Raw genomic sequence first — 21,958 nt, 5'->3', positions numbered from 1 at the left:
CGAGAAAAGGATGCACAGCGGAGAGCGGGTCCCGGGGCGTGACGCCCTGTCCAGCGCGCGACGGGTGGTGGTGAAGATTGGCAGCGCCCTGTTGACCAACGACGGGCGTGGCCTCGATGACCCCGCCATCGGTGGCTGGGTGGATCAGATCGCCGCCCTGGCGAGTCGCGGCATCGAGGTGGTGCTGGTGTCTTCCGGGGCCGTGGCGGCAGGCATGGTGCGTCTCGGCTGGCGGGCTCGCCCGTCATCGGTGCGAGAGCTCCAGGCCGCTGCGGCGGTGGGGCAGAACGTGCTGACCGAAACCTATGAGAATCACTTCGGTCGTCACGGTCTGGTGACCGCGCAGATTCTGCTGACCCACGACGACCTGTCCAATCGCAAGCGTTACCTCAACGCGCGCTCGGCGCTGAGCACGCTGGTGGACCTCAAGGTGGTGCCGGTGATCAACGAAAACGACACCGTGGTCACCGACGAGATCCGCTTTGGCGACAACGATACCCTTGGCGCCCTGGTGGCCAACCTGCTCGAGGCCGATGCGCTGGTCATCCTGACCGATCAGGAGGGCTTGTTCGACGCCGACCCGCGCCACGACCCCAGTGCCCGGCTGATCGAGGAGGGGCGCGCCGACGATGCGCGTCTGACGGCGGTGGCCGGCGGCGGCGGCGCCCTGGGGCGCGGTGGCATGACCACCAAGGTGCGCGCGGCGCGCCTGGCCGCGCGCAGCGGGGCGGTCACGGTGATCGCCAGCGGTCGCCAGCCCCGGGTACTGGAGCGGCTGGTCGATGGCGAGCGGCTGGGCACCCTGTTGACCCCGGACCGGGCCCCCATCGCTGCGCGCAAGCGCTGGCTCGCCGGCCAGCTGCAGGTGCGCGGTACCCTGACCCTGGACGCCGGCGCGGTACGGGTGCTGCGTAGCAGCGGCTCGTCGCTGTTGCCGGTGGGGGTCAAGGCCGCCTCGGGTGACTTCGCGCGTGGCGACATGGTGCTGTGCGTCGACGAGCAGGGCGAGCGGATCGCCAAGGGACTGGTCAACTACAACGCCGAGGACGCACGCAAGATTCTCGGCCAACCCAGCGGGCGCATCTGTGAGTTGCTCGGCTATATGGAAGCGCCGGAGCTGATTCACCGCGACAATCTTGTGGTGCTGGCTTGATCCAGGTCGGTATCAGGCGCCTTGTTGCCCCCGGCGCCTCTCTTTAGGGATATGGTTCCCGTCTTTTCTCCGTGCTCTTATGCGCCGCCGACAGCAGCCGCTGTCGGCGGCGCATGCGCGACATCTGTCCTGTCGCGTGAGCCTTGAAGCTGAAGCGTGCCCCGGTGCGTGGTCTCAGCGGTCTTTGGAGAAGAGGGAGCGTTGTCGATGAAGTCTATTCTGGTAACGGGTGCTGGTTCCGGCGTCGGCTTTGAGGTCGTCAAACTGTTTTTGGAGAAGGGCTTTAAGGTCGGTGGCCTGGATATCAACGTCAAGGCGCTGAACGAGCTGCAGGCGCAAGGGCAGGCGAACCTGTTTGCCTACAAGTGCGATGTCTCCTGTCGTGCTGGTGTGCATGACGCCATCGAGCAGTTCGCCACCGTCTGCGGTGGAGTGATCGATGTCGTCCACTCCAATGCCGGGATTCAGGCGAGTGGCCTGTTCAAGGACGTCGAGCTCGAAAAGTACGAGATGATGAACCTGATCAATGCCATGGGCACGATCTACATCATCAAGGAGGCGCTGCCCTACGTGATGGCGTCCGAGGCAGGCGCCATCCTGCTGACGTCGTCGGCGTCGGCGATCACCGGGCTGCCGATGTTCAGCGTGTACGGTGCGACCAAGTCGTTCGTGACGTCGCTGGGCGAGTCGCTGAGTATCGAGCTGGAGTCCGATGGCATCTATGTAGGGATCATCGAACCCGGCCTGATCAATACACCGATGAACTCGAACAATCCTGACTCCATGGTGTGCACGGAGCAGCAGATCACGCTGGGCCCGAAGGAAGTGGCGGAGGCCGCCTACCAGGCGATCAGCACTCGCCGTCAGCTCTACTGGCACGTGGGCGAAGAGGCTCATGATCTGGCGGAGGCGATCCAGGGGCTGCGGCTGCAGGAGCGTCAGCGCTTCGTCAAGCAGATGATCCAGTCGAAGCTGAAGTGATTGAGCGGTGATGGCGGCGGCGACGTCTGCGGTGACCTGAGGCGCCCGTGGAGTCGTGACAAGTGGCGCGATGACCGCTGCGCTGGCCGCCGCTGGCCGGGCACAGGGTCGGTGGAGTGAGCCAGGCGCGCCAGGCCGTAAAAGGCTGGCGCGCAGTACCTTGACATGATAGGATGCGCCATCCTCTCAGACACGGCCCGTAACGATTGCCTCGCGACAGTGCTTGCGATGGCGGTCGGCCAGATGGCCAGGCCGACGGGGATTTTTTTATTTCCCTGTTGGATCAATACGTTATCAAGTCATCGTGCGACGGTGACGACAACTTTCTCCAAGGAGACAGTCAGTGGCTAACAGCAAGCAAGCCCGTAAGCGCGCCCGTCAGGCAGAATCTCGTCGTGTCCTGAAGGCAGGCCAGCGCAGCATGGTCCGCACTTACGTCAAGCGCGTGATCAAGGCGATCAACAGCGGTGACCACGCTCAGGCAATGGACGCCTTCAAGGCGGCACAGCCGGTCATCGACCGCATCGCCGACAAGGACACCCTGTCCAAGAAGAAGGCCGCTCGCATCAAGAGCCGTCTGAACAAGCGCATCAAGGCGCTGGCTGCGTAAGCCGGTCCCGCGCTTTCGGCGTGACGCGGATGCGTCCGTGTCGCGCACGCGAAAAACCGGCTACGGCCGGTTTTTTTGTGCCTGCCAATTGATGACCCGCGGCGCCCCGGTGCCCCTTCGTCGCCCTTCTCCGGGCGATGGCGAGCCAGAGCGCGGGGACTGTCAGCGTGGCAAGAAGGCTGGACAAACGAGCCGGGAATTGAGCAGGGAACCCGCAAGCAAGGAATCAGTGACGTGACCGACGAGCGTCGACAGCAGGCCTCGGATGAGGACATTGATCAGGCCCTGGAGCAGGGAGCGGGCACCTCGGTGGGGGGCGCCAAGGCGCCCGTGCGTCGGGGCCTGATGCGCTCTGGGTTGGTGGTCAGCAGCATGACCATGCTGTCCCGGGTGCTGGGGCTGGTGCGCGACGTGGTGATCGCCACCCTGCTGGGTGCAGGACAGGGCGCCGACGCCTTCTTCGTGGCCTTCAAGATCCCCAACTTCATGCGTCGGCTGTTCGCCGAGGGCGCCTTCAATCAGGCCTTCGTGCCGGTGCTGTCGGAGTACTCGACCACCCGCACCCGCGAAGAGATACGCGAACTGCTCAATGCGGTGTGCGGTAGCCTGGCGGCGGTGCTGGCGCTGATTACCGCCCTGGCTATCGTCGCCGCGCCCTGGTTGGCCTGGGTGTTTGCTCCTGGCTTTGCGCGAGATCCCGACAAGCTCGCGCTGACCACCGACATGCTTCGGCTGACGTTCCCGTATCTGCTGTTGATCTCGCTGACCGCCTTCGCCGGCAGCGTGCTCAATACCTGGAATCGCTTCGCGGTACCGGCCTTCACCCCGGTGCTGCTGAACCTGTCGCTGATCGGTGCGGCGCTGGTGCTGACGCCGATGATGAGCGAGCCGGCCATGGCGCTGGCCTGGGGCGTGCTGATCGCCGGTGCCGCGCAACTGCTGTTTCAGGTGCCCTTTCTGGTGAGGCTCGGGCTGATGCCCCGGCCCTGGCCCAACTTCGCCCACGAGGGTGTGCGGCGCATCCTTCGACTGATGGCGCCGGCGTTGTTCGGAGTCTCGGTGTCGCAGATCAATCTGCTGCTGGATACCATCCTGGCCTCGCTGCTGGCGGCGGGCAGCGTGTCCTGGCTCTACTATTCCGACCGCCTGGTGGAGCTGCCACTGGGGGTGTTCGGCGTGGCCATCGGTACGGTGATCCTGCCGGCGCTGTCGCGGCGCCACGCCGAGGCGTCCACCGAGCACTTCAGCCAGATGCTGGACTGGGCGCTGCGAGCGGTGCTGCTGCTGGGGCTGCCAGCGGCGCTGGCGCTGGCGCTGCTGGCCGAGCCGCTGTTGATCACGCTGTTCCACTACGGCGCCATGACCGACAACGATATCGTGATGGCGGCGATGAGCCTGCGTGCCTATGCCCTCGGCCTGGTCGCCTTCATGCTGATCAAGGTGCTGGCGCCGGGGTTCTTTGCCCGCCAGGACACCAAGACGCCGGTCAAGGTCGGTATCATCGCGATGGTCGCCAATATGGTGTTCAACCTGATCCTGATCTGGCCGCTGGCCCACGCCGGGCTGGCGTTGGCCACCGCGCTGTCGGCCTTCCTCAATGCCGGGATGCTGGCCTGGCTGCTGCGCCGGCAGGGCGTGCTGCGCTTCCAGCCCGGCTGGGGGCGCTTTGCCGTGCAGCTTGGAGGCGGCTGTGTGGCCATGGGCCTGGTGCTTGTGTTGCTGGCGCCGGAGTGGCACCAGTGGCTCGGCTGGGGGCTCATGCCTCGTGTGCTGTGGATGGCGGCGCTGGTGGCGGCCGGTGGGCTTGCGTACTTCGCCTGGCTGGGGCTGACAGGAGTCAGAGTCCGCCAGTTTCGGCTCAAGGGCTAAGGCGGGGGGTGTTAGAAAGCTGCCTGCCCGCGTCGACTTTTCGGAACAAGCCTATGGCGTGGGCGTGTTGGAAAAGTGCCTGCCCACCCAGACGCCTTCAGACGGTGGGAAGACGCGGCGGCCCGCACTTCGCTATAATCGACTCCCTTTAGGTTCGGTGTGACCCGACTCATGGAAGTAATTCGAGGCCTGCACAATCTGCGCGAGGAGCACCGTGGCACGGTGGCGACCATCGGCAACTTCGATGGGGTGCACTTGGGCCATCGGGCGATCCTTGAGCAGTGCCACGCCGAGGCGGCGCGCATCGGACTGCCGGTGACCGTGGTGGTGTTCGAACCCCAGCCGCGCGAGTACTTTGCCGGCGACCAGGCGCCACCGCGCCTGACGCGGTTGCGCGACAAGGTCGGCCTGCTCAAGGAGTGCGGCGTCGATCGGGTGCTGTGTCTGCCGTTCAATGAATCGCTGCGCCAGCTGACGGCGGCAGAATTCATCGAACGGGTGCTGCTGGAAGGGCTCGGCGTACGCCATCTGGTGGTGGGCGACGACTTCCGCTTCGGTTGCGATCGTCGCGGTGATTTTGCCCTGCTGACCGAAGCCGGCCGCAGCAGCGGCTTCAGCGTCGAACACACCCTGACCTTTCGCATCGACGATGATCGAGTGTCGAGCACACGGGTGCGCACCCTGCTGGCCTGTGGCAACTTCGAGGCGGCGGCGCGCCTGCTGGGCCGGCCTTACCGCGTCAGCGGCCGGGTGGTGCGTGACCAGCAGCGCGGGCGCACCATCGGTGTGCCCACCGCCAACCTGCCGCTGCTGCCGGGTCCGCTGGTGCTGCGCGGTGTCTACGCGGCGACGGTGGAGATCCACGACGGCAGCGATGGCGAGGCGTCCCAGCGTCATCCCGCGGTGGTCAATATCGGCTGGCGGCCCACGGTAGGATCGCCGCGTCCGGTGCTGGAGGCGCATCTGCTGGACATGCAGGCGGACCTGTATGGCAAACGCCTGACGGTGGTGCCCTGCGCCAAGCTGCGCGGTGAAGAGACCTTCGCGGACTTTGCCGCGCTGAAGACCCAGATATATGCCGACATCGACCGGGCGCGAGCAGTGTTTGCCCGGGACCCTGACGGCCCACGACCCTATCCTCTGGCATCGGCGCCACGTGCGCGCGAGGCCGCAACCCAGGATTCCCCGGCGGGGCAGGCCCCCGCCGATCATGACGACGGCTGACCCCAGGACTATGAGCGACTACAAGCACACTCTGAATCTGCCAGAAACCGAATTCCCCATGCGCGGCATGCTCCCCAAGCGCGAGCCGGCGCGGGTCGAGCAGTGGCAGAAGCTGGACATTTACCAGCGCTTGCGCGACGCACGCCAGGGCCAGGAGGTCTTCGTGCTGCACGATGGCCCTCCCTACGCCAACGGCAGCATTCACATCGGTCACGCCGTCAACAAGATCCTCAAGGATATCATCGTCAAGTCGAAGAACCTGGCGGGCTTCGACGCACCCTACGTGCCGGGCTGGGACTGCCACGGGCTGCCCATCGAGCACAAGGTGGAGACCACCCATGGCAAGCACCTGGAGCCTGAAAAGGCCCGGGCGCTGTGTCGCGAGTACGCCGACGAGCAGGTCAAGGGCCAGCTTCAGGACTTCGTGCGTCTGGGCGTGGTCGGCGACTGGGACAATCCCTACCGCTCCATGGAGTACGCCAACGAGGGTGGCGAGATCCGCGCCCTGGCCGACATGGTCAAGGGCGGCTACGTGTTCAAGGGACTCAAGCCGGTCAACTGGTGCTTCGACTGTGGTTCGGCCCTGGCCGAGGCCGAGGTCGAGTACGCCGACAAGAAGTCCGACGCCATCGATGTGGCCTTCACCTGCGCAGACGACGCCAAGCTGGCCGCCGCCTTCGGGCTGGACAGCCTGCCCAAGCCCGCAGCGGTGGTCATCTGGACCACCACCCCCTGGACCATCCCGGCCAACCAGGCGCTGAATGTCCATCCGGAGTTCAACTACGCCCTGGTCGACACCGGCGAGCGGCTGTTGCTGCTGGCCGAGGAACTGGTCGAGAGCTGCCTCGAGCGCTTCGGCCTGAGCGGTGAGGTTATCGCCACGGCGCGTGGCGAACGGCTGGAGCTGATCGAGTTCCGTCATCCGCTGTATGAGCGTACCGCGCCGATGTATCTCGCCGACTACGTGACCAGCGACGAGGGCAGCACCGGTATCGTCCACTCGGCGCCGGTTCATGGCGTCGATGACTTCGACTCCTGCCGTCGCTACGGCATGGACTTCAGTGACTTCATCAGCGTGGTCAAGGGCGACGGCGTCTACGTCGACGACCTGCCGCTGTTCGGTGGCATGCTGATCTGGAAGGCCAATCCCAAGATCGTCGAGGCACTGTCCGAGGCCGGCGCGCTGATGGCTCACAAGACCATCACCCACAGCTACATGCACTGCTGGCGTCACAAGACCCCGGTGATCTACCGGGCCACCGCCCAGTGGTTCGTCGGCATGGACATCCCTGGCCATGACGGTCGCACCCTGCGCGAAAGTGCGCTCGAAGGGATCGAGGCGACCGAGTTCACCCCGGGCTGGGGCAAGGCGCGGCTGCACAGCATGATCGCCAACCGCCCGGACTGGTGCATCTCGCGTCAGCGTAACTGGGGCGTGCCGATCCCGTTCTTCCTGCACAAGGAAAGCGGCGAGCTGCACCCGCAGACCGTGGAGCTGACCGAGAAGGTCGCCGACCTGGTCGACCGCGGCGGCATCGACGCCTGGTTCCGCCTGGACCCGGCCGAGCTTCTGGGCGAAGAGGCCAGTCAGTACGACAAGGTCACCGATACCCTGGACGTGTGGTTCGACTCCGGCACCACCCACCGCCACGTGCTGCGCGGCTCGCACCCCCACGGCCATCAGAGTGGCCCGCGTGCCGATCTGTACCTGGAGGGCTCGGACCAGCACCGTGGCTGGTTCCACTCGTCGCTGCTGACCGGCTGCGCCATCGACGGTCACCCGCCGTACCGGGGCCTGTTGACCCACGGCTTCACCGTCGACGCCCAGGGCCGCAAGATGTCCAAGTCCATGGGCAACGTGGTGGCCCCGCAGGAGGTAATGGACAAGCTCGGCGCCGATATCCTGCGTCTGTGGGTGGCCTCCACCGACTATTCCGGCGAGATGGCGGTGTCCGACGAGATCCTCAAGCGCACCGCCGACGTTTACCGGCGTATCCGCAACACCGCGCGCTTCCTGCTGGCGAACCTGAACGGCTTCGACCCCGAGCGTGACGCCCTGGCCTTCGACGACATGCTGGCGCTGGACCAGTGGGTGGTGGACCGCGCCGCGCAACTTCAGGCACGCATCGAGACGGCCTACGACGAGTACCGCTTCCTCGACGTCTACCAGCAGGTGCACGGCTTCTGCGCGCGGGAGCTGGGCGGCTTCTACCTGGACGTGATCAAGGATCGCCAGTACACCACCCAGTCCGACTCCCAGGCCCGTCGCAGCGCCCAGACCGCGCTCTATCACGTGGTCCAGGCGCTGGTGCGCTGGGTCGCGCCGATCCTGTCGTTCACCGCCGAGGAGATCTTCGAGAACATTCCCGGCGAGAAGGGCCTGGCCGAAGGCCGCAGCGTGCTGCTGGAGACCTACTACACAGGCCTGTCCACCCTCAGCGACGACGCCAGCATGGGCCGTGACTTCTGGGAGCGGGTGCTGACGGTCAAGCAGGCGGTCAACAAGTGCCTGGAAGACGCCCGCAACGCCAAGACCATCAAGGGCAGCCTGGCCGCCGAGGTGACCCTGCACGTCAGCGACGAGCTTGACGAACTGCTCTCGCGCCTGGGCGACGAGCTGCGCTTCGTGATGCTGACCAGCGAGGTCCACCTGGCGCCGCTCGACCAAGGAGTCGATGCCGCCGAGACCGACGTCGAAGGGCTCAAGGTGGCGGTGCGCGCCAGCGACAACGCCAAGTGCGAGCGCTGCTGGCACCATCGCCCCGATGTGGGCTCGCTGCCCGAGCACCCGGACCTGTGTTCGCGCTGCGTCAGCAACCTGCCGGACGGTCCGGGCGAGGTGCGTCACTATGCCTGACGCCACGGATTCCACGACCAAGGAGGGTGACGGGCACATGAGTTCACAGGTAGAACCGATGCGCCAGCCGCTGCGCTGGTGGTGGCTGGCGCTGGCCTGGGTCGTGCTCGATCTGGGCACCAAGGCACTGATGAGCCAGACGCTGACCTACGCCACGCCGGTGGAGGTGCTGCCGTTCTTCAATCTGACGCTTTTGCACAATACCGGGGCGGCCTTCAGTTTCCTGGCCGATCACCCCGGTTGGCAGCGCTGGCTGTTCGCCGCCATCGCGGTGGCGGCCACCGTCGGCCTGACGATCTGGATGCGTCGCCTGCGGCGTGACGAAAAGCTGCTGGGGGCGTGTCTCGCGCTGATCATCGGCGGCGCCCTGGGCAACCTCTATGACCGCCTGGTGCACGGCTACGTGGTGGACTTTCTGTCCTTTCACGCGGCGGGCTGGTACTACCCGGCGTTCAACGTGGCGGATATCGGCATCACCCTGGGCGCCATCGGCCTGATCTGGGAGTCGATCTTCGGCGAGCGCCGCCGCGCCCGGCGCGGCTAATTATCTGTTGCCGGCAGCGACGTATCGGTCCCTGCCGGTCCGTCACTCTTTCGGAGATCCCAATGAGCGACTACCGTATCGACGAGGGCATGGAAGTCACCCTTCACTTCACCCTCAAGCTGGAAGATGGCACCGTGGTGGACTCCACCCGGGACAAGGCCCCGGCGACCTTTCAACTGGGCGATGGCAACCTGCCGCCCGGGTTCGAGCAGCCGTTGAAGGGTATGACCGACGGCGACAGCGGCAGCTTCGAGGTCAGTCCCGAGCACGCCTTCGGTCAGCACAACCCACAGAACATCCAGCGCATGAAGCGTGAGGTGTTCAACGGCGACGAGCCGGAGGTCGGCACCGTGATGTCCTTTGCCGATGCCAACGGCGACGAATTACCCGGGGTGGTCACCGAGATCGACGGCGACATGGTGGAAGTGGACTTCAATCATCCGCTGGCCGGGCGCACCCTGACCTTTGAGGTCGAGGTGCTGGGCGTCAAGCCCGCCACCACCCACTAGGCGATTCACGTCCCCGGTGTGCCGGTAAGGCGCAGTACGTGATGACCACGCGAATCATCCGCTCAACCAGGTGCCAAGACGGCACCGAGGCAAGGCAAACCATGCAAATCAAGCTGGCCAACCCGCGCGGCTTCTGCGCCGGCGTCGACCGGGCCATCGACATCGTCAACAGCGCGCTGGACGTGTTCGGGCCGCCCATTTACGTGCGTCACGAGGTGGTCCACAACCGCTTCGTGGTGGATAGCCTGCGCGAGCGTGGAGCGATCTTCGTCGAGGAACTCCACGAGGTTCCCGATGACGTCATCGTGATCTTCTCTGCCCACGGGGTGTCCCGGGCGGTGCAGGAGGAGGCCGAGCGGCGCGGGCTCAAGGTCTTCGACGCCACCTGCCCGCTGGTGACCAAGGTGCATATGGAAGTGCTGCGCTACGCTCGCCGTGGCCAGGAGTGCATCCTGATCGGCCATGAAGGGCATCCCGAGGTCGAAGGCACCATGGGGCGTTACGACACCTCCCACGGCGGCCAGATCTACCTGGTCGAGGACGAAAAGGACGTGGCCCGTCTGGAGGTCAAGGACCCCAGTCGGCTGGCCTTTGTCACCCAGACCACCTTGTCCATGGACGATACCGCTCGGGTGATCGATGCCCTGCGCGCCACCTTCCCCGACATCCAGGGGCCGCGCAAGGACGATATCTGCTACGCCACCCAGAACCGCCAGGACGCGGTGCGCGAACTGGCGGCGGGCTCCGATCTGGTACTGGTAGTGGGAAGCCCCAACAGCTCCAACTCCAATCGCCTGCGCGAGCTGTCCGAGCGAGTGGGCACCCCGGCCTACCTGATCGACAGTGCCGAGGAGATCGATCCGGCTTGGCTTGCGAATATCGGTGCAGTCGGCGTGACCGCCGGGGCCAGCGCCCCGGAGGTACTGGTCAAGGGGGTCATCGACCGCCTGACCGAGCTGGGCGCCGAGGCCCCCGAGGAACTGGCCGGCCGAGAGGAAACCATCACCTTCTCGATGCCGCGTGAACTGCGCGAGCGGGTCATCGTCAGCGACTGATGCCACCAGAGGATTGCCGTGAAGGCATTCCACCGTTCGTTTTTCCAGTGCAGCATCTCGACGCCGCCCCCAAGGGCGGCGTCCTTGTTTTCAGGCGTAGGAGAAAGCCTCAAGTCTGTGCTTAAGCGTGGTGTCGCGACACAACCTTGATCCAGCGCCTGCCGCCCATGGCGGACGTGCGACATACTCGAAGGGAAAACGAGCCGGAGAAGCCCGATGCAGGGAATACGAAAAACGCGAGGCTCAATTTACGCAGAGACGCGCTGGGATGACCATGGATTCAGTGAGCTGGACCAGAAAGTCAGTGCCGCTTCGACACGGGCTTCGTCACCAGGCTCGATGGAACGTCAGGGCGGTTTCACCCTGATCGAACTGTTGCTGTGCATCGCCATCATCGGTCTGCTGGCGTCGGTGGCCTACCCCATGTACACCGAGCATCTACGCGAGACCCGTGTCGCCGATGGCCGCGCTCTACTGATGACGACCGCCTCGTCGCTGGAACGCTGCTACAGCCGTGACCAGGCCTATGATATCGATGCCTGTGACGGGCTTGAGCGACCGTCGGAGTCCGGTTTCTACCAACTGTCGGTGGAACGCCACCCAGGACGCTATTTTCTCGAGGCCAGGGCCCTCGACGCCCAGTCGGTGAAGGAAGGCTGCGATAGCCTGACCATGGACCAGACCGGCGAACGGGCACCAGATGACTGCTGGTAGCCGTCAGCGCGGGGTCACCCTGCTGGAGCTGGTCGTCTGCGTCGCGGTGATCGGCCTGATGGCTGCGGTGGCGGTGCCAAGTCTGCACCATTGGCTGGCCGGCGAGCGTCTGGTGGCGGATACCAATCGCCTGGTCGGCGCACTGACCCTGGCACGCACCACCGCCTTGACCCGACGCCAGGAGGTCAGGGTGCTGGTGGTCGACTGCGCAGGACGCTGGCGGCTCGAGGTGCTGGCGGGAGACGCGGACGCCGGCGGCTGCCAGTCCACTCCAAGCGCGCATGGCGATGTACTGATGGTCGATGAAGCAGCGCACACTGACGGTACCCGGGTATCGCCCGGTGGGGTCAGCTTCGATCTGATGGGGCGCCTGGATGAGTGCAGTTACGGTAGCCCCTGCCGTTGGCAGCTTCGCGGGACAGGAGGCGAGGGTCGCTGGGTCTCGGTGGAGCCAAGCGGCGTGGTACGTTCCGGCGATGAGGAAGATGCCGCGTGAGAAGCCTGCGATCCCAGGCCGGGTTTTCCCTGCTCGAGGCACTGGTGGCGCTGGTGCTGCTGTCGGTGGGACTTTTAGGGGTGGCGGGGATGCAGTTGCGCAGCTTGCAAAGCGCCCATTCCAGTATCCAGAGATCGCTGGCGGACCTGGCCGCCCAGGATGCACGGGAACTGCTGTGGGCAAGCCTGGTGGCCAATGGCGGGTACTGTCCTGAAGGTGTGCCCGAGAGCCTTTCCCGAGAGCACTGGCGCGAGCACTGGGCCGATTTCCTTCCCGGTCTCATTCCCCTGGACGAGGCGGTGATCGCTCGGGACGACTGCGCCTTCGAATTGCGTATCGGCTGGAAGGACGAGCGCTTCACCGAACCCAGCCTGTTTCAGTATTGGGTCAAGCTGCCCGCTCGGAAAGCACCATGAGCCCGCACCGCGTCCTTTCCCCGTGCAAGTCATTGCGTCGCCAGCGCGGCGTGTCGCTGGTCGAGCTGATGGTGGCCATGGTCGTCGGCAGCCTGGTGATCCTGGCTGCGGGCTCGCTGTTTCAGGAGGTCAACGCCAATGCGCGCGAGGTGCTGCGCCTGGCCGATCGCCAGGCGGTCCTGAGCTACGCCCTCGATACCATCACCGCGGCGGTGCGCCGGGGCGACGCCTCCCCCGGCGATTACGTGCTGCGCCCGGCGCCAGATGGCGAGTCCTGTACGCTGCACGAGGTCGACAGCGGCGAGCCTCTGGTCGATGGCCTGGCCTACGATGGTTCCTGCGAGGACGATCAGGTGCTGGAAGATCTGGGTGGGGGACTCTATCGCATCACCCTGAACCTGCCCCACGCAAGGACACCGATCCGGCTGCACGCGGTGGATCGTCTCCAGGCCGTGTCCGCGGCGGAGAATGCCGAATGAAGGCGCCAGCGAGGCAGCGAGGCGCGGCACTATTGGTGGTGCTGTCGCTGGTAGCGATCGCCTCGGTGGTGGCCATGGCCGGGGTCAAGTCGGCGCTGGTGGACGAACGCCTGGCCGGCAATATGCGCGCCATGGCCCAGGCCCAGATGGCGGCGGATTGGGGTGGGGCCGAGAGGCTAAGTGAAACGCCTGAATCGAGCGGGCTACTGGAGTGTGCCGAGATTCAAGACCGAGCGGAACAGGGCGGCGTATCCGCTGATTGGTCGGACGTACACACACTGACCAATAGCGACACAGTGGGCTATCGACATATCGACTGTATAGAACAGGATGTTGTCGTGCAGCTGATCATGGGGCAGGTCAGCGATGGTGAGCAGGTATTGGCAAGGCACTTTCTGATGGTGGGGCGAGAGAAGGAAAGCTCTGGATTGGAATTGCCCGATCTCATCCCTGACGATTGCATGGTCTATGCGGGGGGGCCTGTGGTGGCACATCCTGAGCTGGATCAGCCCGCCAACTGCCAACTAAACGGACTTGCCCACCCCGGTAACGACTACGGTCCAGACAGCTATATCGATGTGGTCGCCAAAGACTTCGAGGATGCCGACTTTGGGCCGGATGGCTGTGCGAGTCACCAAGGGATCGTCTATTGCGACGCTAGAACTCACGGGTTTGATGGCAGTCTGAATCCAGCGGATTACCCTGATGCGGATCAGATCGTGATCGTGGTGGATCCTGCCGATCCGAGCCAGAGCGTGACAATCGAAGCCCCAGCTGGCAGCTATGACACCTCGATCGTTGTTTCTGGAGCGCCAACGCTCGCTCCTCACGGACAGGTGGAACTCAATGGAGACATCTGGAGTACCGGGTCTATGGCGATAAGCGGGGGCGGGGGGCTCACGATCAATGGCAGACTAGTTGCCGAAGGTCCCGTCACGATAAATGGCAAGGTCGAAATCAGCCCCGATGAAGGTGGAGAAGGTGACGGCGGCGTAATCTGGATCGATCGTGATGACTAAGGCGGAAACGAGGGTCCAGCACACCGACCCTTTTCACTTCTGATCCTTCCAAAATTGCTGAGTACCAGCCTAGCGCCCGTGTTTTCTCGCGCGCAGATATCGAAAGTCCCGTTATGTCCACTGGCGCGTCCATTGGCCAGAAAACGCACCGGCTTTGCATCCTCGCGAAAGCCGATGCTTGAGAGCCGGCTTGGCGCAAAGACATGAAGTGTCGCGCCCTCCCAACTCGGCGCTCCAGCCTTGATCAACAGCTTCCCCCTCCAGTCCTCGCCGCAGTGCACGCCGTCGTCGCTCGGGCACAGGGTGACGGGTCTTGCCCGGGTGATGGCCGTGCCCCGGGCCAGCATCAGGGCGCCTTCTAGTCGCGAAAGCTCGCTGGCGATATCCTGTCGGGCGGCCATTGCCCGGTAGCCCGGCAGGGCCACGCTGGTCAGAAGGCCTACAATAGCCACCACCAGCAACAGCTCCAGCAAGGTAGTTCCGGACTGGCGGAAAGCGATTCGATGAGGTTCGGGATGGCAAGACTTGGGGCGGTAAGGTTCGGGGTGGTGAGGTGTGTGCCAGTAAGCTCGGGACATGCAGACATGACGGGGGCGTCGGGCGTCGTCGTCCATGGCGAACGCTTCCTTGTGGTTGTTGTTTGAATTCAGGGTTCCTTGAGCCTAGCTCGGAGAAGGGAGAGCAGACGTTGGAGAAGCGCTTTGAGTGATTTCCTGGTGATTGGCGGCGGCGTCATAGGGCTGATGACGACACTGCAACTGGCCGATGCCGGTCACAGTGTGACGGTGGTCGAGCGAGGCGGCTGCGGTAGCGAGGCCTCCTGGGCCGGGGGCGGGATCGTCTCGCCGCTTTATCCCTGGCGCTACAGCTCGCCGGTATCGCGCCTGGCGAGCTGGTCGGAGGGGGCCTACCCCGAACTGGCCCTGCGCCTGCTGGAGGAGACCGGGGTCGATCCGGAGTATCGTCAGAAAGGGCTTCTCTACCTGAGGGTGGATGACGAAGCGCGCGCACTCGAGTGGGCGCGGGAGGTTGGCAAGCCGCTGTCGCGGGTAGGCGCTGAAGTGATCCGCCGAAAGGAACCCAACGCCCGCCGCGATATCGACGAGGCGCTGTGGATGCCGACCCTGGGCAGCATTCGTAACCCCCGCCTGATGCGCGCGCTGAGGTCCCGACTGGAAGACATGACGTCGGTGACGTTGCGCGAGCAATGCACGGTCACCGGGTTCGAGCGGCAAGGGGAGCGGGTGGCGGTGGTGAACACCGACCAGGGCAACCTCAGTGCCGATCAAGTGGTTATCTGTGCCGGCGCCTGGTCGGCGGGGCTTGCCGACATGGCCGGGCTCGATCTGCCGGTACGCCCGGTCAAGGGTCAGATGATTCTGTTCAAGGCACCACCCGGACTGGTCGAGCGGGTGGTGCTGATGGATGGACGCTACGTGATTCCTCGCGGCGACGGGCGGGTCCTGGCCGGCTCCACCCTGGAAGACGCCGGGTTCGACAAGGGCACCGACGACGACGCCCGTAGCTCACTATGGCGTAGCGCTACCGCCATCATTCCGGCATTGGCCGACTGCGAGATCGAGCACCACTGGGCCGGGCTGAGGCCAGGATCACCGGACGGGGTGCCTTATATCGGCCAGGCCCCCGGCTGGGACAACCTGCACGTCAACGCCGGGCACTACCGCAATGGGCTGGTGCTGGCGCCGGCCTCGACGCGCCTGCTGGTGGATCAACTGCTGGGAAGAGAGCCGATCATTGATCCCGCGCCCTATCGGTTGCAAGGACGTGTGGAAGAGCGCCCAAGCTGACCGGGAGTGAGGCGATCGAAGCAGGGGCAGGGTGAGGTAGCAATGGGCAGCGGGGCGTCGGTCAACTGGGCGTCGGCGTGACTGTCGGGGCGTTCAACGCCCCTGGGTGTCATCGCCGCTATCGCCGTCAGCATCGTCGCCTTGGCGGCTTTCGGTGATGAACTTGTCACGATGGTCACCGCAGCAGAACCACTCGCCCTTTTCGCGCAGGGCGTCCTGCTCGGGCAGGTGTACCTTGCACCAGGTGCAGCGCACCATTTTGCCACCCTCATGGGAGGTGGGGCCTTGATCCTGCTGCTCAAACTTCCACTCGCGGTACATGCGATAAAGCTTGAGCCCGGCAAAGAACACCACGGCGAAGATCAGAAGGCGGATTATCAAGAGGTTCATCCTTACTCCACACGGATTGGAGGCGGCCTTTGCCTGTTGGCGGCCCTTGCGGGACAATGGGGGCTGATCCCCCCGATTCTCGAGAGATTTCTCCGCTCATGCAAGACCTGACTCTGGTGATGGCGCAGCTCGACCCCTTGGTCGGCGACATCCCCGGCAACGCCGACCGGGCCATCGAGACCGTACGCGAGGCTTTCCTCGAGCACGGCGCCGACGTGGTTGTTCTGCCGGAACTGTTCTTGACCGGGTATCCGCCCGAGGACCTGTTGCTGAGGCCGTCGATGGAGACCCGCCTGCGCGAGGCGCGTACCCGTATGGCGGAAAAGATGGTCCGCGACGTCATGGTCATCGTGGGCTATCCCGGCCGTCGCGAGGGCGCGCTGCACAACATGGCCGGCGTGCTCTACAACGGCCAGTGGCTGGATGAGTACGCCAAGCAGGCCCTGCCCAACTATCAGGTATTCGATGAGCAGCGCTACTTCCAGCCCGGAGACACGCCGCTGGTCGTGGAACACAAGGGCGCCAGGCTCGGGATTCTGATCTGCGAGGATATCTGGCAGGAAGCGCCGGTCCGCCAGGCTCGCGACGCCGGTGCTGATATCCTGGTCACCCTCAATGCCTCGCCCTACCACCAGAACAAGCCGGCCGAGCGGCTCGAGCTTCTCGAGCAGCGTGCCAGTGACGTCGGCCTGCCGCTGGTCTATGTCAATCAGATTGGCGGTCAGGATGAGCTGGTGTTCGACGGTGGCTCCTGCTGTGTCGACGCCGAAGGCAAGCTGGCGGTGCAGGCGCCGCACTGGGATATCTGGCTGAGCCCGGTGCACTTCGTCGAGGAGCAGGGCAAGTGGACCCCGCGCCAGGGCGAGGTGGATCTGGACGTGGCGCCGGAGGAAGACCTCTACAGCGCTCTGGTTACCGGTCTGCGTGACTACGTCAACAAGAGTGGGTTCAAGGGCGTGGTGCTGGGGCTGTCTGGCGGCATCGATTCGGCCCTGTCGCTGGCTATCGCGGTGGATGCACTCGGTCCCCAGCGGGTCCATGCGGTGATGATGCCGTATCACTACACCGCCGACATTTCCAAGGAAGACGCCGCCGAGCAGGCCCGTCTGCTTGGGGTCAGCTATGAAGTGATGCCGATCGCGCCCATGGTTGAAGCCTTCATGGAGACCCTGGCCGAGAGCTTCGAGGGTACCGAGCGCGATACCACCGAGGAAAATCTCCAGTCGCGCTGTCGCGGTGTGCTGCTGATGGCGCTGTCCAACAAGAAGGGCCTGATGGTCCTGACCACCGGCAACAAGAGCGAGATGGCGGTGGGCTACGCCACCCTCTACGGTGACATGGTCGGTGGTTACAACGCCATCAAGGACGTCTACAAGACCTGGGTGTATCGCCTGGCGCGCTGGCGCAACACCGAGAACCTGGTGATCCCGGAGCGTGTCATCGAGCGTCCGCCCTCGGCGGAACTGGCGCCGGACCAGCAGGACAGCGACTCGCTGCCGGACTATGACACCCTGGACGCCATTCTAGTGCGCTACATCGAAGGCGACATGAGCGCCGAGGCGATCATCGAGGCTGGCTTCAGCGCCGAGGACGTCTACAAGGTGGTCAAGCTGGTGGACCGCTGCGAGTACAAGCGCCGCCAGGCACCGGTAGGCGTGCGCGTGACCCAGCGCGGCTTCGGCCGTGACCGTCGTTATCCTATCGTCAATGGATGGCAACCGGGCCTCTGACGAGACCTGCTTCTTTCCTCTTGTCGGTACGCCACCCGTCGGGCCAGATCGGCTCGGCGGGTGGCGATGTTATGCCCACCCTTCGCTGTTTGTGACGTCACTTCCCGTCGTTGGTCATGATTTCCCGGGCCGGGATTTCTGTTGCGCTCGCTAGGGCTTGTCTGAAAAGTGCCTGCGCTCGGTAATACGGCGTTAAAAATCGGATCAAAATGCTCATTTACACCCCGTAAACTGCGCTTTCTCACCGATTTTTGCCTTGTCTAACCTTCGATCGTCGACTTTTCGGACAGCGCCTAAAGCCCCGCGACCATTAGATGGTATTTGCTTTGATGCGTACGCCGTTTTTACACGGTGATCGACGTCACTTTGCATATTCGTCGGAAGAGATGATTTAAGCCTTCATGACTGAAGCGCCAATAGGCATCGTAAAGGTAATGAAGAAGAGTGCGGTGCGAGGTGTAGGCGATATCGCAGTTCTTGCTGAACTAGTATGGTTGTTTTCAAGGGGGTAGGCGCAGATTTATTCCTTGCCATTGTTTTTCATGGGTTTTCTGAAATCATATATGCCTAATTAAATTAATTTTTAATAGTGGTTTCTGGGTGTGTTTAGACAATGTCCCGGTAAATAAAGCGCGACATTTCAATGTTGGGGCGACTCGATGGTGCTAAGGTTTTTTAGAACAGGAACCTATAACGCCGGCAGAGGGAGCGCGAATGATGACGTCCTTTCGAGTTAAAACCGCTTGTGCGCTGGTGATGGGGGGTGGGGCGGTGTTTGCCCAGCAGGGCGTGGCTGCCGAGTTGACCATTGCCACGGTGGATAACCGGGACATGCTGCGGATGCGAGAGCTGAGCGAGGACTTTGTCGCGGAGAATTCCGATATTCAGCTCAATTGGGTGACGTTGGACGAGAGTACGCTGCGCCAGCAGGCCACCACCGATATCGCCACCTCCGGGGGGCGCTTCGACATCGTTACCATCGGCACCTACGAAGCCCCCATCTGGGCGGAGCGTGGCTGGCTCGTACCCATCGCCGACATGCCTGGCGACTACCAGCCCGAGGATCTGCTGCCCACCGTGCGCCAGGCGCTGTCCTATCAGGATGTTCTCTACGCGGCTCCCTTCTATGCGGAGTCCGCCTTCACCATGTACCGCACGGACCTGTTCGAGGATGCGGGCCTGAGCATGCCCAAGTCGCCGAGCTGGGACTTCCTTGAACAGGCGGCAGAAAAGCTCTCGGACTCCGATGAACACTACGGCATCTGCCTGCGGGGCAAGCCGGGGTGGGGCGAGAACATGGCCCTGTTGACCGCCATGGCCAACGCCTTCGGCGGTCGCTGGTTCGATGAAGAGTGGCAGCCACAGCTCGAGGGAGGTGGCTGGCGCGATGCGCTGGACCTCTATCTGACCTTGTTGGGAGAGTACGGCCCGCCGAATCCGGAAGACAACGGCTACAACGAGAATCTCGCGCTGTTTCAGCAGGGCAAGTGCGGCATCTGGGTAGATGCCACCGTGGCCGCATCCGCGGTGACCGATCCCGAGGCCTCCGAGGTCGCCGATCGCGTGGGATTCGCTCTGGCGCCTGATAACGGACTGGACAAGCGCAGCAATTGGCTGTGGGCCTGGGCGCTCGCAATTCCCTCCAGTTCCGAGCAGAGCGAGGCGGCCAAGCGCTTTGTCGCCTGGGCCACCTCCCGGGGCTATCAGGAACTGGTGGCCGAGCGAGAGGGCTGGTCCCAGGTGCCGCCGGGGACCCGTGCTTCGCTTTACGACAATCCGAGTTACCGCGAGGCCGCGCCCTACAGTGAGCTGGTGCTGGAATCGTTGAGAAGCGCCAATCCGGATGACCCGACGGTACAGGCGGTGCCCTATCGAGGCGTTCAGTACGTGGCGATCCCCGCTTTTCAGGGTATCGGTACGGCGGTGGGTAACCGCTTCGCCAAGGCGTTGGCCGGAGACATCTCCGCCGAGGAAGCCATCGAAGACGTTCAGTGGGTCACCGAGAAGGTGACCGAGCAGGCACGCTTTGCTCAGCAGTAGTGGCGATCGGCTCCTCGAAGGAAGCCGGCGGAACGGGTGAGCCCGCAGGTGCGACGTTCACCCGCAAGCGAGATGAGTGACACACAAGGAGGCGCCCATGGCGACATCCGGATTTGACCCGCAGCAATCTCTAGACAGCGTCGACGATGAACAGCTGCCGGTTCCGCCCCACAAGCAGCACGGTGCCAAGCACTTTCTCGGACTGTATGCCGCAGAACACGTGGCCGCGACCGAGTTCGTGATCGGTGCCACCTTCGTCGGCCTCGGTGCCGGCATCTGGGACATTCTGATCGGTCTGGTCATCGGCAACACCCTGGCGATACTGAGTTTCACCCTGATCACCGCACCGATCGCCGTCGGCACCCGGCTCAGTCTTTTCGCCTACCTGGAACGCATCGCCGGCAACGTCATGGCGAAGCTCTACAACGGCGCCAATGTGGTGATCTTTGCTGCCATCTCGGCGGCCATGATCACGGTCTCTGCCACCGCGGTGCGGGTGCTTTTCGATGTGCCACCTCAGGTGGCGCCCTATCCCACCGACATGGCCTTCGTCATCATCGCCTTTGCCGTAGGGGCCATCGTGGTGCTGGTCGCGGCCTTCGGCTTCAACGCCCTGAGCGAGTTCGCCAGCATCTGTGCACCCTGGCTGATGGTGATGTTCACCGCCGGCGGCATGGTATTGATACCGGCGCTGTCGGAGTCGGTGACCGGTTTTACCACCTTGACGAGTTTTTCGGATTTCGTCGCCATCGCCAGTGCCAGCGTATTTACCGGCATCAACGCTGATGGCGAACCGGGGATCGGGCTGTGGGAGGTTATCGGCTTCGCCTGGGCCGCCAATACCTTCGCCCACTTCGGACTGATCGACATGGCGCTTCTGCGCTATGCCCGCAAGAAGCGCTACGCCCTGGCCACCAGTACCGGCATGATGTTCGGCCACTACGTTGCCTGGATCTCGGCGGGCCTGATGGGGGCGGCCACCGCCGCCACCATGAAGCTCAGTATCCTGGTGGTCGACCCCGGCGATGTGGCGTTCTACGCGTTGGGAATGTCCGGCTTCGTGATCGTGATCGTGGCCGGCTGGACCACGGCGAATTCCAACCTGTACCGCGCCGGTCTGGCCGCCCAGGCGCTGATGCCCGAGGTCAAGCGCTGGAAGGTGACCATGCTGGTGGGGCTCGGGGTGATGGGAGCGAGCTGTTTCCCCTTCGTCTACCGTAGCATGTTGCCGCTGCTGACTTACGCCGGCCTGATCCTGGTGCCGGTGGGCGGCATCGCCTTTGCCGAGTACCAGCTGTTCCCGCGGCTCGGCATGACCCGCTACTGGGCCAACTTCAAGGGTCTTGCCGACAACCGTCCGGCGATCGCCAGCTGGGGTATCTCGCTGATCTTCGGTTTTGGGCTCAATGTCCTCGACGTGATGCCGTTCTACTACCTGTTCCTGCCGACCTGGTTCGTGTCGATCCTGGTCTACGTGGTGCTGGCGCGAAGGGCCGGTGCCTGTGAGGCCTATCCAGAGAAGGAAAAGGCCCAGCAGGAGTTCAACGAGCGGGTGGTCGAACATCACCGGCGCAAGGCGGCGGAAAAGTACCGCGAGGGCGTGGAGGACAAGACACTGCTTTCCAAGGGCATCAAGGTGATGTGGGGGATCGTTGGACTGGGTGTGCCAGCGGTGCTGGCCTGGCGGGTGATGTTTGAGAGCCCCGACCTGTATCAGTACTACGTCAATCGTGAACTGTTCTACGACATTACCATCTGGTGCACGGTTATCTACTTCGTCTTCGCCTACTGGGGCCTGCAGCGCTCCAAGCAGTTCAAGCGTCGGGAGCCCGAGGGCACACCGTCCCAGGCATCGACAGGTTGAGTAGAAGCAGAAAATAGCCGGAGCCTGGCCTGCGGTGGACGCCAAGGGCAGCCACAGGCCAGCGACGGCGGAAGGACGGTGGATCGCAGCCCTGGAGCGTCAAGATGGGAGCTGAACGAAGATAAAAGAAGCGAAGCGCAGAGCGAATGACAGCAAGCGCTGCAACAAGAAGGGGCCGCCCATGGGCAGCCCCTTCTCCT

At 64.0% G+C, this 21,958-nt stretch carries 20 protein-coding genes; 18 read left to right on the top strand and 2 right to left on the bottom strand.

Going from position 1 to position 21,958, the window contains the following annotated elements; genetic code table 11:
- The first annotated feature begins 10 nt into the window (after positions 1-10).
- From proB to RBB39_RS19365, 14 genes are all read left to right on the top strand, one after another.
- Positions 11-1,153 carry a glutamate 5-kinase gene (proB, locus tag RBB39_RS19430; RefSeq protein ID WP_306169306.1) on the top strand — a complete coding sequence of 381 codons (1,143 nt, stop codon included), beginning with the start codon at positions 11-13 and terminating at the stop codon, positions 1,151-1,153.
- A gap of 207 nt (positions 1,154-1,360) precedes the next feature.
- On the top strand, positions 1,361-2,134 hold the full coding sequence (locus RBB39_RS19425; protein ID WP_045994443.1) for an SDR family NAD(P)-dependent oxidoreductase: 774 nt from the start codon (positions 1,361-1,363) through the stop codon (positions 2,132-2,134).
- 343 nt (positions 2,135-2,477) lie between these two features.
- A complete protein-coding gene (rpsT, locus tag RBB39_RS19420) occupies positions 2,478-2,744 on the top strand; it encodes a 30S ribosomal protein S20 (RefSeq protein WP_045994444.1) in 267 nt (88 codons plus the stop codon).
- A gap of 345 nt (positions 2,745-3,089) precedes the next feature.
- Positions 3,090-4,613 carry a murein biosynthesis integral membrane protein MurJ gene (gene murJ / locus RBB39_RS19415; protein ID WP_083970598.1) on the top strand — a complete coding sequence of 508 codons (1,524 nt, stop codon included), beginning with the start codon at positions 3,090-3,092 and terminating at the stop codon, positions 4,611-4,613.
- A 171-nt stretch (positions 4,614-4,784) separates the two neighbouring features.
- A complete protein-coding gene (gene ribF, locus RBB39_RS19410; RefSeq protein ID WP_253029246.1) occupies positions 4,785-5,837 on the top strand; it encodes a bifunctional riboflavin kinase/FAD synthetase in 1,053 nt (350 codons plus the stop codon).
- 10 nt (positions 5,838-5,847) lie between these two features.
- The gene (gene ileS / locus RBB39_RS19405; RefSeq protein ID WP_204248988.1) at positions 5,848-8,694 is read left to right on the top strand and encodes an isoleucine--tRNA ligase; all 2,847 of its coding nucleotides are present in this window, start codon (positions 5,848-5,850) and stop codon (positions 8,692-8,694) included.
- Positions 8,695-8,731: 37 nt separating this feature from the next.
- Positions 8,732-9,238, top strand: a complete 507-nt coding sequence (gene lspA / locus RBB39_RS19400; RefSeq protein ID WP_231498700.1) for a signal peptidase II — start codon at positions 8,732-8,734, stop codon at positions 9,236-9,238.
- A 62-nt stretch (positions 9,239-9,300) separates the two neighbouring features.
- The gene (gene fkpB, locus RBB39_RS19395; protein ID WP_045994447.1) at positions 9,301-9,747 is read left to right on the top strand and encodes an FKBP-type peptidyl-prolyl cis-trans isomerase; all 447 of its coding nucleotides are present in this window, start codon (positions 9,301-9,303) and stop codon (positions 9,745-9,747) included.
- 101 nt (positions 9,748-9,848) lie between these two features.
- Complete coding sequence (ispH, locus tag RBB39_RS19390; protein ID WP_306169305.1) at positions 9,849-10,802, top strand: 4-hydroxy-3-methylbut-2-enyl diphosphate reductase; 954 nt, start codon at positions 9,849-9,851, stop codon at positions 10,800-10,802.
- 339 nt (positions 10,803-11,141) lie between these two features.
- Positions 11,142-11,516 carry a type IV pilin protein gene (locus RBB39_RS19385; protein WP_045994449.1) on the top strand — a complete coding sequence of 125 codons (375 nt, stop codon included), beginning with the start codon at positions 11,142-11,144 and terminating at the stop codon, positions 11,514-11,516.
- Positions 11,503-12,012 (top strand): GspH/FimT family pseudopilin, encoded by a 510-nt coding sequence (locus tag RBB39_RS19380; RefSeq protein ID WP_052704490.1) that lies wholly within the window; start codon positions 11,503-11,505, stop codon positions 12,010-12,012. Before RBB39_RS19385 ends, RBB39_RS19380 begins: the two co-directional genes overlap by 14 nt.
- The gene (gene pilV, locus RBB39_RS19375; protein ID WP_052704491.1) at positions 12,009-12,428 is read left to right on the top strand and encodes a type IV pilus modification protein PilV; all 420 of its coding nucleotides are present in this window, start codon (positions 12,009-12,011) and stop codon (positions 12,426-12,428) included. The genes RBB39_RS19380 and pilV overlap by 4 nt, the downstream gene beginning before the upstream one ends.
- Complete coding sequence (locus RBB39_RS19370) at positions 12,425-12,907, top strand: PilW family protein (protein ID WP_083970596.1); 483 nt, start codon at positions 12,425-12,427, stop codon at positions 12,905-12,907. Before pilV ends, RBB39_RS19370 begins: the two co-directional genes overlap by 4 nt.
- Entirely contained in the window at positions 12,904-13,926 is a 1,023-nt protein-coding gene (locus RBB39_RS19365) for a PilX N-terminal domain-containing pilus assembly protein (RefSeq protein ID WP_045994451.1), read from the top strand. Before RBB39_RS19370 ends, RBB39_RS19365 begins: the two co-directional genes overlap by 4 nt.
- On the opposite strand, the gene RBB39_RS19360 is transcribed toward RBB39_RS19365, so the two are convergent.
- Positions 13,923-14,540, bottom strand: coding sequence for a GspH/FimT family pseudopilin (locus RBB39_RS19360; RefSeq protein WP_083970597.1), 618 nt, complete (start codon positions 14,538-14,540; stop codon positions 13,923-13,925). The two genes, RBB39_RS19365 and RBB39_RS19360, sit on opposite strands and share 4 nt — an antisense overlap.
- Before the next feature lie 87 nt (positions 14,541-14,627).
- On the opposite strand from RBB39_RS19360, the gene thiO reads away from it, so the two are divergent.
- A complete protein-coding gene (thiO, locus tag RBB39_RS19355; RefSeq protein ID WP_045994453.1) occupies positions 14,628-15,734 on the top strand; it encodes a glycine oxidase ThiO in 1,107 nt (368 codons plus the stop codon).
- 93 nt (positions 15,735-15,827) lie between these two features.
- Here the strand turns inward: thiO and RBB39_RS19350 are convergent, their stop codons facing one another.
- Positions 15,828-16,124: a PP0621 family protein gene (locus RBB39_RS19350; protein WP_045994454.1), complete on the bottom strand. Its 297-nt coding sequence runs from the start codon at positions 16,122-16,124 to the stop codon at positions 15,828-15,830.
- Positions 16,125-16,222: 98 nt separating this feature from the next.
- Between RBB39_RS19350 and RBB39_RS19345 the strand changes: the two genes are divergently transcribed.
- The 3 genes from RBB39_RS19345 to RBB39_RS19335 all read left to right on the top strand — a co-directional run bounded on the left by RBB39_RS19345 (position 16,223) and on the right by RBB39_RS19335 (position 21,758).
- Positions 16,223-17,854, top strand: a complete 1,632-nt coding sequence (locus RBB39_RS19345) for an NAD+ synthase (RefSeq protein WP_045994455.1) — start codon at positions 16,223-16,225, stop codon at positions 17,852-17,854.
- A gap of 714 nt (positions 17,855-18,568) precedes the next feature.
- Complete coding sequence (locus tag RBB39_RS19340; RefSeq protein WP_045994248.1) at positions 18,569-19,894, top strand: sugar ABC transporter substrate-binding protein; 1,326 nt, start codon at positions 18,569-18,571, stop codon at positions 19,892-19,894.
- Between the two features lie 97 nt (positions 19,895-19,991).
- Positions 19,992-21,758, top strand: a complete 1,767-nt coding sequence (locus tag RBB39_RS19335) for a cytosine permease (protein ID WP_108133538.1) — start codon at positions 19,992-19,994, stop codon at positions 21,756-21,758.
- Positions 21,759-21,958: the final 200 nt, after the last annotated feature.

The organism is Halomonas sp. MMSF_3323, assembly GCF_030733595.1.
In the GTDB taxonomy this organism is placed as follows: Bacteria; Pseudomonadota; Gammaproteobacteria; order Pseudomonadales; family Halomonadaceae; genus Halomonas; species Halomonas litopenaei.
The sequence above is the reverse complement of the archived record's forward strand: the minus strand, read 5'-3'. Positions and strand labels throughout refer to the sequence as shown.

Excerpts from the sequence above, each read along its gene's own strand:
- RBB39_RS19385 (WP_045994449.1), top strand. The coding sequence starts at position 11,142 with ATGGAACGTCAGGGCGGTTTCACCCTGATCGAACTGTTGCTGTGCATC.
- RBB39_RS19425 (WP_045994443.1), top strand. The coding sequence starts at position 1,361 with ATGAAGTCTATTCTGGTAACGGGTGCTGGTTCCGGCGTCGGCTTTGAG.
- fkpB (WP_045994447.1), top strand. The coding sequence starts at position 9,301 with ATGAGCGACTACCGTATCGACGAGGGCATGGAAGTCACCCTTCACTTC.
- RBB39_RS19380 (WP_052704490.1), top strand. The coding sequence starts at position 11,503 with ATGACTGCTGGTAGCCGTCAGCGCGGGGTCACCCTGCTGGAGCTGGTC.
- RBB39_RS19365 (WP_045994451.1), top strand. The coding sequence starts at position 12,904 with ATGAAGGCGCCAGCGAGGCAGCGAGGCGCGGCACTATTGGTGGTGCTG.
- RBB39_RS19350 (WP_045994454.1), bottom strand. The coding sequence starts at position 16,124 with ATGAACCTCTTGATAATCCGCCTTCTGATCTTCGCCGTGGTGTTCTTT.
- proB (WP_306169306.1), top strand. The coding sequence starts at position 11 with ATGCACAGCGGAGAGCGGGTCCCGGGGCGTGACGCCCTGTCCAGCGCG.
- RBB39_RS19340 (WP_045994248.1), top strand. The coding sequence starts at position 18,569 with ATGATGACGTCCTTTCGAGTTAAAACCGCTTGTGCGCTGGTGATGGGG.
- RBB39_RS19370 (WP_083970596.1), top strand. The coding sequence starts at position 12,425 with ATGAGCCCGCACCGCGTCCTTTCCCCGTGCAAGTCATTGCGTCGCCAG.
- RBB39_RS19360 (WP_083970597.1), bottom strand. The coding sequence starts at position 14,540 with ATGGACGACGACGCCCGACGCCCCCGTCATGTCTGCATGTCCCGAGCT.
- RBB39_RS19335 (WP_108133538.1), top strand. The coding sequence starts at position 19,992 with ATGGCGACATCCGGATTTGACCCGCAGCAATCTCTAGACAGCGTCGAC.
- lspA (WP_231498700.1), top strand. The coding sequence starts at position 8,732 with ATGAGTTCACAGGTAGAACCGATGCGCCAGCCGCTGCGCTGGTGGTGG.
- RBB39_RS19345 (WP_045994455.1), top strand. The coding sequence starts at position 16,223 with ATGCAAGACCTGACTCTGGTGATGGCGCAGCTCGACCCCTTGGTCGGC.
- ileS (WP_204248988.1), top strand. The coding sequence starts at position 5,848 with ATGAGCGACTACAAGCACACTCTGAATCTGCCAGAAACCGAATTCCCC.
- ribF (WP_253029246.1), top strand. The coding sequence starts at position 4,785 with ATGGAAGTAATTCGAGGCCTGCACAATCTGCGCGAGGAGCACCGTGGC.
- murJ (WP_083970598.1), top strand. The coding sequence starts at position 3,090 with ATGCGCTCTGGGTTGGTGGTCAGCAGCATGACCATGCTGTCCCGGGTG.
- ispH (WP_306169305.1), top strand. The coding sequence starts at position 9,849 with ATGCAAATCAAGCTGGCCAACCCGCGCGGCTTCTGCGCCGGCGTCGAC.